Raw genomic sequence first — 16,858 nt, forward strand, 5'->3', positions numbered from 1 at the left:
AAAGCAAATGAAAAGTTTATTACCGCCAAACGCAACAAAGCAAGAAAAAGTGCTAGTAGAAGCAATCGACTACAAAGTTAATCCAAGTTGCATCAGGGAATTTAAATTTAGTCTCAAAGATGAAATACTGCCGTGGTTGATTGAGGAATATGAATTGGGGGAAATTCTACGTTGGATAAAGGATAAAAGAAAAGCCGTAGTAGAAGGAGTAAAATTTCAAAGACTGAGAGGAACTCCAGCATCACTCAAAATAGCACTAAAGTGGGCGAATATAGAAGATATTACAATTATTGAGGAGCCATCTGGCAAGCACTTTTTTGAATTACAGATAGGAATAAAAGATGTTCCAAATGACTTTTTTGTAGATGCAGTAGTAGAACTTGCAAAACTATCGTTACCAGCAAGATCGCGGCTAATGAGGATTTTCAATGATCACTATAACGTTGATAGGTTTATATTAGATGAAAGCTTTTTTGGAAATTTGTTATCGGATTACTCAGGGATAAAAATTGAAAAAGATGGACCAGTATTATCGTTTGGAAGAGTAAATTTTTTTTGGTTTAGTGGTACATCAATTAAGGTTATAGAGAGTTATCTACGTAACCATTATGAGCAAGCATTTAGTAATGACATATATCGCTTAGATGTAGCAGTACTTGGGGAAACAGAACCTCACACAAGGGATTATAAAGGCATTTATGAAAGAAATCATCAGTGGTACAATTTAAAAGCACTATATCCACTACCACAGAGCTTATTACCAGAAATAAAGTTTGCGAAAGCGCAAGTTATATTATCGGACAGTTGGAACTTAGGAGAAACAAATGCGTGCTTTCCGGTTGATAGCATAGAAGAAGAAGGAAATAAATTTGTATTGGGAAACGATAAACTTTCAGGGCAACGTTGGAATTTAAAACACAAGCCAATTTTAGAAAGGTTTAGCTGTGTGATTCATATAGGTTATTACAATAAAAATGTAAGATCAAATAGAAATTTGTACTTGTGATAGTTTATATACCTTATTACAATTATGGTGGGAAGTATATCAACAATAAAAGCCGCAAGTAAATGGACTCTAAAGTTAAGCTACGCCTGAATTGGGTAAACCTATATAAAAAATTAGGTCATGCAGGAAGAGTATGTCAGCACTATAATATTTCACGCTTTACCTTACGCAAATGGTGTAAACGTTACAAGGAGTTTGGTGAAAAAGGATTAGAAAATCTTAGTAGCAGGCCTAAAACCTCACCTTTACAAAAAACCAATATATCTAGTGATCAACTTATTCTCCACTTAAGAAAAACTAGAAAATTAGGAGCAAGACGTATTCAAACTGAATTGAAACGTTTACATGATCTCTCTTTTTCATTGGCTACTATACACAAAGTTTTCAAAAAATATGATGTAAGTCTTTTACGTATTAAACGTCATTACCGCAAACAAATAAAGCGTTACAACTGTAAAGTACCAGGAGAACGTATACAGATGGATGTATGCAAAATAGCTTCTGAACTTTATCAGTATACCGCTATAGATGATTGTACACGTTATAAAGTTGTTACATTGTACCCAAGACGTACTGCAGAAAACACTCTAGATTTTCTTGAACAACTAAGAGAAAAAATGCCATTTCATTGTCAAAGAATTCAAACCGATAGAGGACAGGAATTTTTTGCTTATGGGGTGCAAGAATATTTGAAAAAATGGAAAATCAAATTTCGTCCTATCAAGCCATTTTCCCCGCATTTAAACGGTAAAGTGGAAAGAGCTCAGCGTACAGATTTAGATGAATTTTACAGTAGTGTTAACATCAAGGATCCTGACCTACAAATTAAACTCAGAGATTGGGAAAACCATTATAATAGACAACGTCCTCATAGCTCTCTTCAAGGGAAAACTCCATGGGAAAAATATAAAGAGCTAGAAAGTACAATTCCTTGTTTAAGTGAAGTGCAAAAAAATTACATTCCGTCAAAGGAGCCTTTTGTCATGCAAAATTACAAGCATGATCAAAGATTAAAGTCAATTCAAAAACACAACGTTACTTAACTATTTAAAATTCAGACTTAATCTGACAAATCAGTTGTTATGACCTATATGAATCACACACTTATTGTTTTCTGCTGCACGAGATGAAACATGTGAAAACCAAGATTTAGTGTATTTTTAATCATGAAAGGGGTTTTATGGGCAAAATTTAAAAAACCCATAAAACCCTTAGCTAAACCAAGAGAAAATATACTATATAGAATTACTTTGTTAAATATTCTCTACTCCCAGGTTTCGTTATGGGTAATTGTTTTAACTCACTTGGCAGTTCTTTCTCGCTATAGTTTTGAATGTTCAGTTCAATCAAAGATATAATAGAAAAAGGTAGTTTTGTTTCACTACTTCTCTTTATCAAAGAAGCTTCAACAACAACTTTACCTCCCTTCTCTTCTGCACATTTTACTGCTTCAAGTGAAGATTTACCTGTGGTAATCACATCTTCAATTAGTAATATCTTCTCACCTTGTTTAATCTCAAATCCACGGCGTAATTCAAATTTACCATTAACACGTTCGCAAAATATTGTTCGGATTCCAAGCTGTCTACCAATCTCATAACCCACAATTATTCCACCAATTGCAGGAGATAGTATTAAGTCTATGGGTTCAACAAGCTCTTTTCTTATTTTATTTGCCAATAGCTCACAAACCTTCATTGCTCTGCTTGGATTTTCAAAAATTTTAGCGCATTGTATGTAAGTGTTGCTGTGCAGCCCTGACGAGAGTACAAAATGTCCGTGCAAAATCGCACCAGCCTCTTCAAACTCTTTTATTATCGGATTGTCTAGTATCATTCTAAGTTTTACATTCTTTATTAATTATCTGCGTTACACAGACATCAGACCAAACATTTATTGCAGTTTCAAACATATCAATGATTGTATAAATAGGTAAAATCAGCCCCATAATGTACAAAGGAACGTTCATTGATACCAAATAACTAGTTGCCATAAAATAGCACCCCATCGGCACTCCAGCGTTGCCAATTGCAGCTCCTGTAGCTAAGAAAATCCATATGAACATCTCACTTAAGGAAAATGTGTGCCCATTCATCTCCGCAACAAACATCACTGTGATTAAAATAAATGCAGCACACGCATTCATATTGATAGTTGTACATATTGGTAGAATAAAAGATGACAATTTCTTTGGCACTTTTAGCTGATTTTGCACACAGTCTATGGTTGTCGGTAGTGTCGCACTGGATGATTTAGAAAAAAATGCCAGTATGAGTGCCGGCATAACTCCCCTTAGCGTCTGAATTGGTGATATACCTTTATACCACATGAGTAGTGGTAAAATCACAAATGCTTGCACGAAATTTGCAGACATTATGCAAGCAAAATACCAAAAAAGACTATGGAATTCGCTGCCACCTTTTAACTCGTATAAAAAACATGTGATAAAAGACCATACAGCAAGAGGAATAAACTTTAACAACCCTTGAGCAATTTTAAGAAGTGTATCAAACAGTGCAGAGAATATTTGGTGTAATATATCCTGTTTTTCTTTTGAGAGCGAAATAATAGCTCCACCCATCAAAAAAGCAATCAATATGCTGCCAATAACGTTATTTTCAAGAAAAACTTGCACAAAATTTGATGGAATGAGTGATTTTAAGTATGAAAAGTAATTGTGATTGCTGTCACTCACACTTTCTATTGTGTTGCTTATGAAATTTTTTCTTACTGGGTCTATGAATAAATAGAAAGATAACGCAACAAATGCAGCTACAATTGTTGTAAACAGCGTGTAAAACAGCGTCTTCTTAAGTAATACTTTAATTTCAATTGAGTCTTTAAGCCCTGAAATTGTGGACACTATAGATAGAAAAACTAAAGGTAAGCTAATCAATTTCAACAGACTGATGAATATATCGCTAAATAGCTTTGCTATTTCAAATATTACTTCATTGTTTAAATAGTAAGCAATTACCGCAAACAGTATAGAAAAGAGTATTGCAAGTTTGCGCATTGAAAATAAAACCTCAAAATGATATTATACAATAATTTTTGAAATTAGGTTAAGATAACTTTACAGGTTAAGTAAAGATGAGTAACATTTTATTATTAATTAAGTGTTAAGGAGGGGTATGGATAAAAAAACTAAAGAAGAGTTAATCCTTGTTGGAATATTAATGGGAATGAATATTTCAATAGGATTGCTTGTAGGTCTTGGTCCAAGTTTCGCAATTTTATCACCTTCCATTATAGGTGGAATTATTGCTGCTGTTTCTACAATATTATCTATCGCATACCTTACATATTGTGATTATAAGGAAGATAAAGTAAATCGAGAATGCATTTTCCCTATATTTTGTATGGGCGTTACTAGCACTGCAATCGGGATTGGTCTTGGTGCAGCTATAGGTGCTATTTTTCCTGGTGTAATGTTAAATACAGGATCAGCAGTTTTGATGGGTGCGACAATAGGAATTATTGCCCCAATTACAGGCCTTATTGTTGGAAATATGATTGTAGAACCTATGATTAAGAAAATAAATCACTACATTATAGAGCCGGTAATTGAAAAAATAAAAGAATGCTTTTCTTCAAAGGAAGCATAAATTATCCTCGCAAAATAGTGTACCTTGGACTTAAATTGAAGTGTACTCAATTGAAATAGGTCATATTAGAGAAGGTTAGAAGTTACCTACCCAAAACCCTTATCTCCCACTCAAGTTCAATGTTAAATTTATCTTTTACTGCATCTTGTACTCTGTTGCCAAGGTTTTCTAAGTCAAGTGCAGTTGCATTATTGTAATTGAGTAGAAAATTACAATGTTTCTTAGAAATTTTAGCTACACCATTATCTAATCCTCGGCAGCCAGATTCATCAATCAGTTTCCATGCCTTGCAGCCTATTGGATTTTTGAATATACAACCAGCAGTTTTTCCTCTTACTGGTTGACTTTTATTTTTTTTATCAATAACTTCTTTCAATCTTTGCAATATAAGCTCATACTCTGAACTTACTCCTTTAAATTCAGCTTCAATAAAAATCCACCTGCCTTTTAGACTATGTCCACGATAAAAATATCCCATTTCTTCGCTGGAGAATTCATATAAATTTCCATCTTCTAGATTCACTGCCCTTATAAATTTTACAACACTCGCAATATCACTACCATATGCACCTGCATTCATTTCTATTCCACCGCCAACTGTTCCTGGAATTCCAGCAAGAAACTCAAGCCCACTAATTTGCTGTTCCCCTGCAAAGTAGGCAAGGTTACTAAGCAGTGCAGCACCACCTGCAACTATGGAGCTATTATCTTTACATTTAATATACGCAAATTCCTTACCTAATTTCACCGTTATTCCTCGAATGCCACTATCTCGAATTATTATGTTGGATGTTGCACCGATAACGCTAATTGGTAACTCCGCATCTTTTATCAAGCACATTAGATCTTCAATGTCACGTGGCTTAAATAGTACATCAGCTTGGCCACCAACATTTAACCAAGTCATTTTAGACATTGAAACATTATAACGGTAGATTCCACATACTTTAGGTAAGCTTATAAGCATTTTGATTTTAACTCTAATCCTGCATCCATACCCATTTTTTCTGCATCTTCTACAAACGAAGTGCGTTCAGTAAAGTATATAACTCTCTCGCCCGCTAACATACAATAAAGATGTAGCATGTTTTCACTCACATATTCTGCTAAAGCTGCAAGCGGTGTAAAGCATGAACCATTTACTGTCTTCATGAAACTGCGCTCTGATTTTGCCCTTATAAAAGACATATTATTATTAATTTTCTCTAAAAGATCGATAACTTTTATATCATTCTTTCGGCATTGAATGCAAATTGTCCCCTGCCCTACTGCGCTTAACATGACTTTTGGTGGCAATACCTCTGTAATTAAGTGATATTTTTTTAATCTTATCAGCCCTGCTTCAGCTAAAATCATTCCATCAAAATTCTGATTTTGCAGTCTAGTTGTCACATTTCCACGCAGTGGCACTACATTTAAGTCTGGCCTGAGATTTAACAGCTGAACTTTTCTTCTTATTGAAGAAGTTGCAATTGTAGCCTGCTGTGGCAAAGTTTTTAGGCTCTTATATTTATGAGAAATAAATACATCACATGGACTTAGCCTCTCTAAAACACAAGGAATTGTTAAGTCCTTCGAGAAAAACGCAGGTACATCTTTTAGCGAATGAACCGCCATATCTATATTATTTTTGAGTAATTCAGCCTCAATCTCCCTGAGGAACAGTCCTTTACCTCCTATTTCAGCAAGGGTTACATTAGCATATTTATCACCAGAAGTTTTGATTTTAATGATCTCAACGGATAGATTAGGAAAAGACTCTAATAATCTTTGTTTTGCTTCCAAAGCTTGGATGAGCGCAAGGTCGCTTCCTCTCGTACCTATTTTAACTAGCATATATCCTTCATATTATATGTCTATATTCTATGCCCATTTTTTATTATCTCCAATTTAGTTATTGAACATTTTACAATTAGCCCTTAGTATCACGAACATTTAGTAATCTAGGAGTATGTATGTTTGATATTTTAAAAGATTCTAATGGCAGATTTAATAAAAAGAATATTTTACCTCTTGTATGTACTACTGTCGCTATTATTCTAACAGCATTAAGTGCAGTAGTAGCAATTCCCAGATTTTCCTCTCATCCTTCTCTATCTAGTCCTCTCGGTTGGAAAGATCCAAGTTATAGTGAATTTCTTGCTATTCACATACCAGCTACCATAGTTACTTTCTCAATACTTGGTTTATGCATTTACCTTCCGATTGATAGCATTAGAAAAAATAAACAAATAGAGAATCTTAAAGCTACCTCTGAACCTCATTCATGGATTTATAATGATATTTTAGAAAAACAAACGCAGACCATCAATTATAGATCAGGGCTTTAGGCGGTCCTAATCTTTTAGGTGCTTGTGATTAGCAACTATTCGGTCTACAATGCACTAATATAGTTTAAATTTATGCCAAACAAGATAATAGTTAAATCTCTTTCAGTGTTACTAATTTTTTTGCTGTCCTTATATATAATACTGCCAAATTTTATTGATAATAAGTTCTTTACCTCAAAAAAGAGAATAAATTTAGGGCTTGACCTGAAAGGTGGATCATCTCTGCTTCTAAATGTAGACTTAGATTTTTACTTCAAAGAGAAACTAAGCATGCTAACCGATGAAATAAAAGAAGGTCTGTTAACACAAAAGATTGAATTTAGCGCAAAAAACGATAAACAAGTGGTTGTAACTTTAAATAATATTGATGATTACAAAAAAGTTTCAACGTTAATACATAAAATAAACCCAAATTTAGAATTGAGTAGAAAAAATACTGCAATTTTCATTTCATATAAACCGCATTATAAGAATTCATTAATCAATGAAGTAGTTTCAGAGTCAATAGTTAATGTTCAAAGACGCTTAGATAAGCTTGGTACTAAGGAAGTAAGTGTGCAAAAACAAGGACAAAATAAGATATTAGTCCAAGTTCCTGGAGTAGAAGACACTCAGCAGATAAAATCTCTGCTTGGCAAAACAGCCAAGCTGGCCTTCCATTTGGCAAACACCAATGTAGCTAAAATGCAAGATATCGATCATGACACTACGATTATGCTCAAGGATTCTTTGGGTAATTCCTACCCGATATTCCGCAAAACTGAAATAGGCGGTGATTCATTAGTTAACGCATCAGTTAGATTTGGCAATTTAGGTAAACCAACAGTACATTTCAAATTCGACAGCATAGCAAGTAAAAAATTTGCAAAAATTACTAAAGAAAATGTAGGAAAGCCTTTTGCAATTGTTTTAGATAACACAGTCTTAACTGTACCAACAATACGTGAACCTATTCTAAATGGAGAGGGAGAAATTAGCGGTAATTTCACTGAAAAACAAGCGAGTGAACTTGCAATACTTTTAAAATCAGGTGCACTACCTGCACCACTTAAAATAATTGAAGAAAAAAACATTGGTCCAAGCCTTGGAGAAGAGTCAATAAAAGCAGGAGAAATTGCAGCAATAATCTCTATCATAGCCGTTGGTTTATCTATAATCATTACTTACGGCAAATTAGGCTTATTAGCGTCTGTTGCACTCGTTTTTAATGTAATCTCTATACTACTCATTCTTACCTTACTTGAAGCAACTCTTACTCTCCCTGGAATTGCTGGAATTGCGCTAACTGTTGGCATGTCAGTGGATGCAAATGTTTTAATATTTGAACGCATCCGCGAAGAAATAAGAGCAGGAAAAAGAACAGCTCGTGCCATTGAAGAAGGATTTAAAAACGCAATAAAAACAATTCTTGATTCAAACCTCACTACACTAATTGCTTCAGGAATAATGTTCATTATTGGTAGCGGAGCAATTAGAGGATTTTCTATCACTTTATCGATAGGAGTTTTATGCTCGATGTTTTCTGCAATTATAGTCACAAAACTTCTGATAGAATTGTGCATCAACCCACAAAAGCTAGTACTTTAGTATCTGTTCAGCAGAGTGACAAAATAAGATAGACGAGAAAAGACAACTAAATGGTTGTCATGAAAGTAGCTATCCAGTCTTTTCGTCGTCAAAAACGTTGTAACATGCTCACCAATTTAGTGAGCATAAAACCAATATATTTGTGGAAGAAAAGGAAAAAAGAAACAGAAACCATCTTCAGGCTATCACAAAGGATATGGCCATAAGATTAAAGATATGGATAGATTTATCAAATTTCTGAATGGAAATCAGGATATTAGAATTGAAAAGATATTATTACTAAAAATTAAACATCAAACCAACTTCAATATTATGAGTGGATATATCATCTGCAATAGGTATTGGGATACTAAAGTAACGATAGCCGAAAAAGGTTTTAACTTCTGGGATTATTGAGTAGTCAACACCAAGCTTTATTTGATAAGCAAACCAAGGAACATTCAGTGGCATTGAATTTTCTGGTGACCCATTAATCTTTTTTAATCTAAAAACTGTTGGCCCTATACCAAGACCAATATACGGAGCAAATTGTGTATCTTGAATGCTGGAGTTATAATAGAAGTTTAATAAAAATGCAAACACGCTTGCTGATTTCTCAAATACCGGAGGAGAATTACTATCTTTAATATTGGCTGTAGAATACATAGCTTCAAAATCAACTCGGCCATTTTCCCCAGCATAGTAACCTAAAGATACGCTCCTAAGCCACTGGAAATCAATTTTGCCGTTAAATTTCTCTATACTCTGAATTTCATCCACTAATCCCGCTTTGATAAACAATGATACTACTTTTTCTTGCAAAGAAAGATTAGGATTAGCTGTATTGATTAAATTAATAAACCTTTCTCCTATTGCCTTTATACCCTTTACAAATGTTTCTGAATTATCATTGTATATCTTACCACCGTTAGCACTAACATAGAAATCAAGTTTTTTTGATTTTGCCTTTGTAGGTTCAGCTTGATCTGTAATACGTGGCAACATATTTTTCTGACCAGCTGCTTGGAAAATAGAAGGTGAACTACTTTTAAGTTCTTGATATTTTATTGGTATTTCTCTTTCAGCAACCTCTTCAGAACGTATTACACTTTCATTATTATCTGTTTCTAATTTTAACGGTTGTACTTGCTCAATGTGTGTATTGTTACTGATATAAGTAATAAAAAAATAGACACACGGAATGAAGATGAAAAATAAAGCAATAGATATTCTAATTATCATAAATGAATTATCACTTATAGTATAACTACTATATCATATATTCCTTTAATGTACAAAAATTAAGAAATAATATTTCCAATTAAACAATTATTTTCTATTCCTTTAACATGAGCTTTCACAATACTTTTAGCTTGAACTCTTGATGTAAGTTTTATTAATGCAAAATTTTCTGTTCTACCAATATTATTCTGCTCAACCAAAACGCTTTGCTCAGTGCCGAGCAAAGATTGATAAAAACTGCTCATCATTTCTTTATTTATTTCTCTTAGATGCTTTACTCGTTCTTTACGTACATTCTCTGGTATTTGTGGCATCCGTGCAGCAGGTGTGTTTTTCCGCTCTGAATATGGAAAAGCATGTAGATAAACTACATTTATTTTTTTCAGTAAATCAACTGTATCCTGAAACATTTCATCAGTTTCTGTTGGAAATCCAGCAATAATATCAGCGCCAAATGCTATATTAGGTCTTAAGCTCTTCATTTTATGATAAAATTCTATCACTTGTTCTCTATTGTGACGACGTTTCATTCTCTTTAGTATTAAATTATTACCAGACTGTAGACTCAAGTGTAAGTGAGGCATAAGTCTTGACTCATTAGCTATTAAATCCATTAGTTCATCATCAACTTCAGCAACATCAATAGAGGAAAGTCTTAGTCTCTTTAACTGTGGTATATCCTTTAAAACTCTTCTAATCATTGAACTGAGTGATTGCTTACCAAACAAATCTGTACCAAAATCAGTAATATCAACACCTGTAAACACCACTTCTTGATACCCATTTTCTATAAAAATCTTAATTTGCTCTATAATATTGTTTACTGGCACAGATCGATTATTTCCTCTTGCCTCAGTAATTGAGCAAAATGTACAACTATGATTACAACCATTTTGAATTTCAATAAATGCCCTTGATTTATCTTCAAATCCATTAATGAGAATAGGTTCTACTTGGTTATCACTGACTAAGATTTCATCATTATTTAGTAGATAATTTTCAGCTCTTAGCTTGTCTTGATTACCTAGCACTTTACTTACACCAGGAATATCACTATATGATTTAGGATCTAATTGAACGGCACAGCCAACTACGATAATTTCTTTACTTGGGTCGTTTTTATAGATCTTACGTATTTTTTGCTTCACTTGGCGTTCTGCTTCGTTTGTCACTGCACAGCTATGCACTACAACAACATTTTCTCTCTTTGCTTTTTTTAATGCTTCTTTGATTAACTCACTCTCGTAGAAATTTAGACGACAACCAAATGTTATTACTTCATTCATGCTTTTGCTTTAATAGATCTAAATTATATCAAATATCCAAGCAAAATGACTATTTTTTTGGTAGATATTATAATTTAAGCATAACCTCTAGAGTTGAAAATCACAGGAAGAATTTGTAGATATACAGTAAGATCATTTAGCATTAAAAAAAGCTTAAGGCCAATGATGTTAACCTCAAGCGAATATAAACCAAAAAACATTTTGCTAAACCTTGAAGCTCTACCATGCAAATTCATCTATATCATTTGGTACATAAGTGTCAGAATAAGCTTCATCCAAACTTTCTGCTTTCCATGGAAGCCATGAAGAAGGTTTTATCTTCTCTAAAACTTTACCTGGTATTGATGTTATCTCTTGCTTTACGTCTTCTTTTAATTTTTCTATTTGTAACCGAGCAAAATCTTCCACGCGAACCATGAGTTTATCTGTTAGCTCTTTTATCATGTCTTGATTTTGTTCTGCAACTTTCTTTGTAATAGGTACGACAATTTTACTTATAATCTCCGTTCCTAATGGAACAACGATTTGCTTTGCAACCTGATCACTAACAGGTTTAATAAGGTAATCTGCTATACTCTTTGCTGTATCTCCAGTCAGATTTGTTACTTTTTTTAAACTATCACCAATAATACCATAGTTTTTTTGGTACATCATATCTTCATCAGCAACTTCATATCTTCCTAAATCATCATACATTCCCATTTGTTGGTGAGACAATCCATTTGCATCAGATACATATCCGTATTTATTAAGTGAATTGGAATTAGACCGCATAACATTCTCCTAATTATTTATATATGCCTATTTTAGTATGAAACAACTAACAAAACATTAACTTTTAAGAACTCTTCTCAATTAATACATCAATAAAGGTAAGACCATATAATTTTCTCCTTTCTTGATACTATTCTCCTCCGAACTTAGTTCACACAGTTATTCAGACACTTCTGAATTTACCACCCCAAATTCCACTGCTTTTTTATATTTTGACTAGGTCTTCTCCTACAATTAGATAATCAGTACTCTTATCTGAAATGTACCATATAACTACACCAAGCTACAAATATGACACAAGAGTTTAGATTATTTTAGTTATTCTCTTGTATAAGATACTCTTTATATCAAAAAGAGGACCATATGAGTGAAGCAACTTTTTCTGAAAAAAATCAGCTTTCTAGAGAAGACATAGCAGAGTTAACAGAACTTATGTGTCTTGAACGAAGTGAAGTAAGTGAAAGTGGAACAGGGCTATTAGAACTTATAGCTGAACAGGAGCAAATACTTGAGGATTTAGGAATAGAATCAAAAGAGCTTTTATGTTCTCAGCATACAGGAATGTATGAGAACCTTAGTCAGCCCTATTCTACGGATCTCGAGGTTTTATAGCAGATATATAGATTATCATTATTACTGATACCTACTCAAGAGTTGCTATGGCAAACAGAGAAAACTGCAATTACTGCCGCTAATCTTTTTAATATATCTTTCTTTGATGGTGCTATTATCGCGCATTTTGACTGATATGGGCTATGATAAACCAGAAAATCACAGCTATATTTAGGAATTGAGACAAGGCCTCATTTAGGTAAATATTGCTATGCAGACTTTTCTTGATAGCAAGCATATTGCTTTTTAGAAAAATATTAGTAGCATCAAACATAGAGATTGACATTAGTTTTTCTGTCAGATTAAGTTGCGTCTAGTACATATTATCAAGGTGAAATTTCACGTTTTTTATTAAGAGGATCCACATCTGGATCTTCTATATAGTTTTGAGGTTGTTCTTGAAACACAAGACGTGCTCCCTCAAAGTTATACTCCTCACCTTCATATAAAGAATCTTCTTCTTCAAAATTGTGTTCTATTTCTACTTCAAACTTGAATCCTAACTTCTCGCAGAATTTGTAGAAATATTCTTTAATGGTATCAAATAAACTTCTGCCATCAATTTTGTAATCTCTCAATTTTCTAGGCACAGTAAGTGACAATTTGCCATCTTTATATATCACATCATCTTTCCCATCTTGAGATTCAAGTGTAAATTCTAGTGAGCTGGATAGATCGCATACCTTGTCACCTAATTGAACATCACTCTCTTGGGAGAGTATTGGTAATGTCATATCAGATCTAACACTCACATTATTTTGGTCAACATAATAGATATTTATAACTTTTTTAGGTGAGAGTATTTTCAATGAATGTTGGCTAAGTGCAAATTGAGATTCTATAAATACACCAGCTTCATACCCTGCCTGATTACAATTGGTAACCAATTCCTCTAAGATAGAGTCACTTGGAACCTGAGCGTTGGCATATTCAAATATTTCCTTAAAAACTTCTTTTGCAAATGCACGATAACTCTTGTTTTTATCTCCTTCTTTCGGTAATAGATGCGTGTGTTCTTTACCTAAATCGTAAAATCTTTTAATCTCTTCTTTATATTGATCAGTTTTTTTATCACTAGGGATTTCCGGATCTTCACAATATTCTTCCCAAATCTTATCAAATCCTTCCTTATTTCTGTTTACCAGCGCTTTAATTAAGATTTTGTCTATATTTCTGTCTTTAATAACAAAGTCCATTCTGTCAAAATCTTTATATATAGCTTCACCAGAATTTGCTGCTTTATTATCTCTTGAAGCTCTTAACTTACTGAAATCAAACTTTTCTGCCTGAGCTTTTAGTGTAACGACTGGATTTTCATTTTTTTCCTGTGTAGAGTTGTTCATTGTTAATACTTTGATATGAATTGCTGATAGTATAATAATACATAAAAATAGTTAATATGTCAATAATATACTTAACATAGACAGTCATAATAGGGTGACAGGATTTTAGTAAGGCTCTATTATGAATAAACGGTTTTACACAGTATGAATGTTGATGAGCAGTCAAGTGTGCTGACTTTTCTAAATAGTAAAATTGAGAATATACCAAAGTTTCATTCCGCAATATTGCCTAAACTTTGCGGTGGAGACAGAGTAATGGACTTGCTGTTTTATAGGCCGCTCAGTTATGTGGATAGAAGTAAATCACTACCTGATGCTCAAGTAGGAGAATTTACAACTTTTATGGCAAAAGTGTATGAGCACCAGCGCCCCACTGTTAGAGGTAGGCCATATAAAATAATCGTTGAAAGTGAAAGTCAGTATTTATTTATAGTTTTTTTTAATTACTCAGTTAAATATTTGTATAAATTATTTCCAGTTGGAACAGATATAGTAATCAGTGGTAAACTTGAAAAGTTTGCCGAACATTGGCAAATTACTCACCCAGATTATATGTTATCTGATATCAATCAATTTAAAGAAATAGCCTGCATAGAGCCAGTTTACCAATTATGTCGCGGTATTACTAACAAGAGCATTAGAAACATAATAAGTTCTAATCTAAAAGATTTGCCTGATTTGCCAGAGTGGATAGATGAAACATTAATCAAGCAAAAGAAATGGCTGAATTGGAAAGAAAGCATCATAAGATTGCACAGACCGAGCTCACTCGCAGAAGCAGAAGTTTGCAGAGAAAGACTTGCTTATGATGAGCTATTTGCGTACCAGTTGGCACTAAAGCTTGCAAGGGAAAATCATGTAAAAAAAGAGGGAAAAGAATTTATAATATTGAGTAAATACAAAGAGCAGGTCTTAAATGAATTACCGTTCCAATTAACAAATGATCAAATTCGAGCGATAGATGAAATCTCAGAAAGACAAAAATCCAGATACCGCATGGTAAGTCTGCTGCAAGGTGACGTTGGGAGTGGCAAAACTGTAGTTGCACTCTTTGCGATGCTGAATGTGGTAGAAAATAACATGCAAGCAGCTCTAATGGCACCAACTACTATCTTGGCTGAGCAACATTATAATTGGATCGAAGAAGCTCTATCTTGTACTGATATAAAAGTTGCTTTGCTTACCGGTAAAACTGCGAGCAAGGAAAGAAAGATTATTATGAACGAACTTGCAAGTGGTATTTTAAATATAGTAATTGGTACTCATGCATTATTTCAAGCTAACGTTACATTTAAAAATTTAGGACTCGCAGTCATAGACGAACAACAGCGATTTGGAGTGATACAGAGGAATCGGTTGGTAGGAAAAGGAGAAAATACCGATATACTTTTTGTTACTGCAACTCCCATTCCAAGAACCTTGCAGCAAGCTATGTATGGTGATGTTGAATGTTCTATTTTAAGGGAAAAACCAAAATCTAGATTGCCAATAAAAACCGTTATTATGAACGTTAAAAAAGTATCAGATATTATTCAAAGACTGAAAAATGCTATAAATAGAGGCGAAAAAGCATATTGGATTTGTCCATACATAGAAGAAAACGAAGAACTCAATATTGCCGCAGCAGAAATGCGCTTTCAGGAACTACAAAAGACATTTTTTGATAGAGTCGGAATAATACACGGAAAACTAACTCAAGAGCAGAAAGATCAAGTGATGTTTTCCTTCAAGAGAAATGAATTTTCTCTGCTTGTTGCAACCACTGTGATAGAAGTTGGCATAGATGTACCAGATGCAACTATTATGATTATAGAGAATGCAGAGCAGTTCGGGTTATCGCAATTACATCAGTTAAGAGGTAGAGTAGGACGAGGAAATAAACCGTCTTTTTGTGTACTGTTATATGACAATCTCAGTAAAAGTTCGTATTCAAAGTTAAAGATTATGTGTGAGTCACAAGATGGATTTTATATTGCTGAAAAGGATATGATGCTGAGGGGTAGCGGAGATATTCTAGGCACAAAACAATCAGGGTGCATGGAGTTTAAATTTGCTGATTTATATGAGGACAGAGAATTGCTCAACCTTGCATATAATAGTGCAAAAGGTACAATAGCTAATTTTGAATTACTGCTTGATATATTTGAATATAGAAGTAGACTACATTTTTCAAAATTTCAGTAATCTTCCAAGCCATAACCTTCATGAGTAGAAATTCCTTGACAGACGGGAGTATTTAACAAACCATATGCGTCAAGTTAAGGAAAAATAAGAGTGAAGAAGAAGTTTTTACCATAAGAATAAATTGTGCAGAGTTAATAGCAGGCCCTGTAAACAAAATGTTAGCAGGTCAAATTAATCAAGGGCAGGAAGTATAAAAATGGAAAAAAAGCGGTAACTTAGCCTAATGACAATAAATATATATATAGAAGGTACCGTTTTAAAGAGCACAAAAGGAATACACAGTAAAAGCGAGAAGAAGTTGAGAATATGTATGGAAGCAGTGTGGAGAAGTGGCTGCCAATGATCAAAAATTTACCACAATTACAGAAGTATACACAAGAGGTTTAAAAGGTGATGCAAAAAGGGAATTTTGGCAAAATGACTTAAGTATGCACAACAAGATTTGCATAATTGATGATCAGATGTCATTCATGCTCAGCCTATATATAGAAAAAATTCTCAAGCTCAAGAGGGCTTAGGGTGGAACTAAAATTCATGGACTTGTTGACGCACGTAATTAATTTCTTTTTTTTAAGTTAATTAATGTTAACAAGCCACGTCTGCCTGTAATCATGTTAATACCAAAATATAATGTAAGAGAAGAAATGGGCAGTGCTATGCAACAGTTTTTGTTTCTTTCTAACCATGCTTCCATATGAAAAACATATGACATAAAAAGGAAAACAAAAAGCTAAGAACCTTGACGCGCTTTACATCTTGGCTTTACCTTATTTATAATATAAACCTTACCACCCCTTTTCACAACTTTACAATTTTTATCTCTGTTACGATGAGATTTTAGTGACCCTTTAACTTTCATATCTACAGTAAGAATAGAATTACCTTACATTATGATCACTGACAGAGA

Annotated in this window: 17 protein-coding genes; 8 read left to right on the forward strand and 9 right to left on the reverse strand. The window is 33.6% G+C overall.

Features of this window, described 5'->3' with window-relative positions; genetic code table 11:
• Nucleotides 1–7 precede the first annotated feature (7 nt).
• Together AAHF52_RS02440 and AAHF52_RS02445 are read left to right on the forward strand one after the other, a co-directional pair.
• Nucleotides 8–1,006, forward strand: a complete 999-nt coding sequence (locus AAHF52_RS02440) for a phage tail protein (RefSeq protein ID WP_230609259.1) — start codon at nucleotides 8–10, stop codon at nucleotides 1,004–1,006.
• 62 nt (nucleotides 1,007–1,068) lie between these two features.
• Entirely contained in the window at nucleotides 1,069–2,049 is a 981-nt protein-coding gene (locus AAHF52_RS02445; RefSeq protein ID WP_342068487.1) for an IS481 family transposase, read from the forward strand.
• Between the two features lie 202 nt (nucleotides 2,050–2,251).
• On the opposite strand, the gene pyrE is transcribed toward AAHF52_RS02445, so the two are convergent.
• Nucleotides 2,252–2,842 carry an orotate phosphoribosyltransferase gene (gene pyrE / locus AAHF52_RS02450; protein WP_213863764.1) on the reverse strand — a complete coding sequence of 197 codons (591 nt, stop codon included), beginning with the start codon at nucleotides 2,840–2,842 and terminating at the stop codon, nucleotides 2,252–2,254.
• Between the two features lies 1 nt (nucleotide 2,843).
• Nucleotides 2,844–4,022: a dicarboxylate/amino acid:cation symporter gene (locus tag AAHF52_RS02455; protein WP_264376897.1), complete on the reverse strand. Its 1,179-nt coding sequence runs from the start codon at nucleotides 4,020–4,022 to the stop codon at nucleotides 2,844–2,846.
• A gap of 118 nt (nucleotides 4,023–4,140) precedes the next feature.
• Here AAHF52_RS02455 and AAHF52_RS02460 point away from each other — a divergent pair, with 118 nt between their 5' ends.
• Nucleotides 4,141–4,614, forward strand: a complete 474-nt coding sequence (locus AAHF52_RS02460) for a hypothetical protein (protein ID WP_264376898.1) — start codon at nucleotides 4,141–4,143, stop codon at nucleotides 4,612–4,614.
• Nucleotides 4,615–4,696: 82 nt separating this feature from the next.
• On the opposite strand, the gene murB is transcribed toward AAHF52_RS02460, so the two are convergent.
• Nucleotides 4,697–5,581, reverse strand: a complete 885-nt coding sequence (gene murB / locus AAHF52_RS02465; protein WP_264376899.1) for a UDP-N-acetylmuramate dehydrogenase — start codon at nucleotides 5,579–5,581, stop codon at nucleotides 4,697–4,699.
• Complete coding sequence (gene hemC, locus AAHF52_RS02470; protein WP_007301916.1) at nucleotides 5,572–6,450, reverse strand: hydroxymethylbilane synthase; 879 nt, start codon at nucleotides 6,448–6,450, stop codon at nucleotides 5,572–5,574. Before hemC ends, murB begins: the two co-directional genes overlap by 10 nt.
• A gap of 119 nt (nucleotides 6,451–6,569) precedes the next feature.
• On the opposite strand from hemC, the gene AAHF52_RS02475 reads away from it, so the two are divergent.
• Together AAHF52_RS02475 and secD are read left to right on the forward strand one after the other, a co-directional pair.
• Nucleotides 6,570–6,944 (forward strand): hypothetical protein, encoded by a 375-nt coding sequence (locus AAHF52_RS02475; RefSeq protein WP_007301917.1) that lies wholly within the window; start codon nucleotides 6,570–6,572, stop codon nucleotides 6,942–6,944.
• Nucleotides 6,945–7,016: 72 nt separating this feature from the next.
• Nucleotides 7,017–8,531 (forward strand): protein translocase subunit SecD, encoded by a 1,515-nt coding sequence (gene secD, locus AAHF52_RS02480; RefSeq protein ID WP_012481842.1) that lies wholly within the window; start codon nucleotides 7,017–7,019, stop codon nucleotides 8,529–8,531.
• Between the two features lie 279 nt (nucleotides 8,532–8,810).
• Here secD and AAHF52_RS02485 read toward each other — a convergent pair whose 3' ends face one another.
• From AAHF52_RS02485 to AAHF52_RS02495, 3 genes are all read right to left on the reverse strand, one after another.
• Nucleotides 8,811–9,752 carry a P44/Msp2 family outer membrane protein gene (locus AAHF52_RS02485; RefSeq protein WP_213863769.1) on the reverse strand — a complete coding sequence of 314 codons (942 nt, stop codon included), beginning with the start codon at nucleotides 9,750–9,752 and terminating at the stop codon, nucleotides 8,811–8,813.
• A gap of 59 nt (nucleotides 9,753–9,811) precedes the next feature.
• Nucleotides 9,812–11,038 (reverse strand): tRNA (N(6)-L-threonylcarbamoyladenosine(37)-C(2))-methylthiotransferase MtaB, encoded by a 1,227-nt coding sequence (mtaB, locus tag AAHF52_RS02490; protein ID WP_010402133.1) that lies wholly within the window; start codon nucleotides 11,036–11,038, stop codon nucleotides 9,812–9,814.
• A gap of 219 nt (nucleotides 11,039–11,257) precedes the next feature.
• Nucleotides 11,258–11,812 carry a hypothetical protein gene (locus tag AAHF52_RS02495; RefSeq protein WP_007301922.1) on the reverse strand — a complete coding sequence of 185 codons (555 nt, stop codon included), beginning with the start codon at nucleotides 11,810–11,812 and terminating at the stop codon, nucleotides 11,258–11,260.
• A gap of 363 nt (nucleotides 11,813–12,175) precedes the next feature.
• On the opposite strand from AAHF52_RS02495, the gene AAHF52_RS02500 reads away from it, so the two are divergent.
• Nucleotides 12,176–12,424, forward strand: coding sequence for a hypothetical protein (locus AAHF52_RS02500; protein WP_007301923.1), 249 nt, complete (start codon nucleotides 12,176–12,178; stop codon nucleotides 12,422–12,424).
• A 326-nt stretch (nucleotides 12,425–12,750) separates the two neighbouring features.
• Here AAHF52_RS02500 and AAHF52_RS02505 read toward each other — a convergent pair whose 3' ends face one another.
• Nucleotides 12,751–13,767, reverse strand: a complete 1,017-nt coding sequence (locus AAHF52_RS02505) for a hypothetical protein (protein ID WP_245970139.1) — start codon at nucleotides 13,765–13,767, stop codon at nucleotides 12,751–12,753.
• Between the two features lie 144 nt (nucleotides 13,768–13,911).
• Here AAHF52_RS02505 and recG point away from each other — a divergent pair, with 144 nt between their 5' ends.
• Together recG and AAHF52_RS02515 are read left to right on the forward strand one after the other, a co-directional pair.
• Nucleotides 13,912–15,951, forward strand: a complete 2,040-nt coding sequence (gene recG / locus AAHF52_RS02510; protein WP_149168943.1) for an ATP-dependent DNA helicase RecG — start codon at nucleotides 13,912–13,914, stop codon at nucleotides 15,949–15,951.
• A 329-nt stretch (nucleotides 15,952–16,280) separates the two neighbouring features.
• Entirely contained in the window at nucleotides 16,281–16,469 is a 189-nt protein-coding gene (locus tag AAHF52_RS02515; RefSeq protein ID WP_007301926.1) for a hypothetical protein, read from the forward strand.
• Between the two features lie 212 nt (nucleotides 16,470–16,681).
• Here AAHF52_RS02515 and ykgO read toward each other — a convergent pair whose 3' ends face one another.
• A complete protein-coding gene (gene ykgO / locus AAHF52_RS02520; RefSeq protein ID WP_006015378.1) occupies nucleotides 16,682–16,810 on the reverse strand; it encodes a type B 50S ribosomal protein L36 in 129 nt (42 codons plus the stop codon).
• Nucleotides 16,811–16,858: the final 48 nt, after the last annotated feature.

Origin of the sequence: Wolbachia endosymbiont (group B) of Melanargia galathea (genome assembly GCF_964030625.1) — a bacterium.
Lineage (GTDB): Bacteria > Pseudomonadota > Alphaproteobacteria > Rickettsiales > Anaplasmataceae > Wolbachia.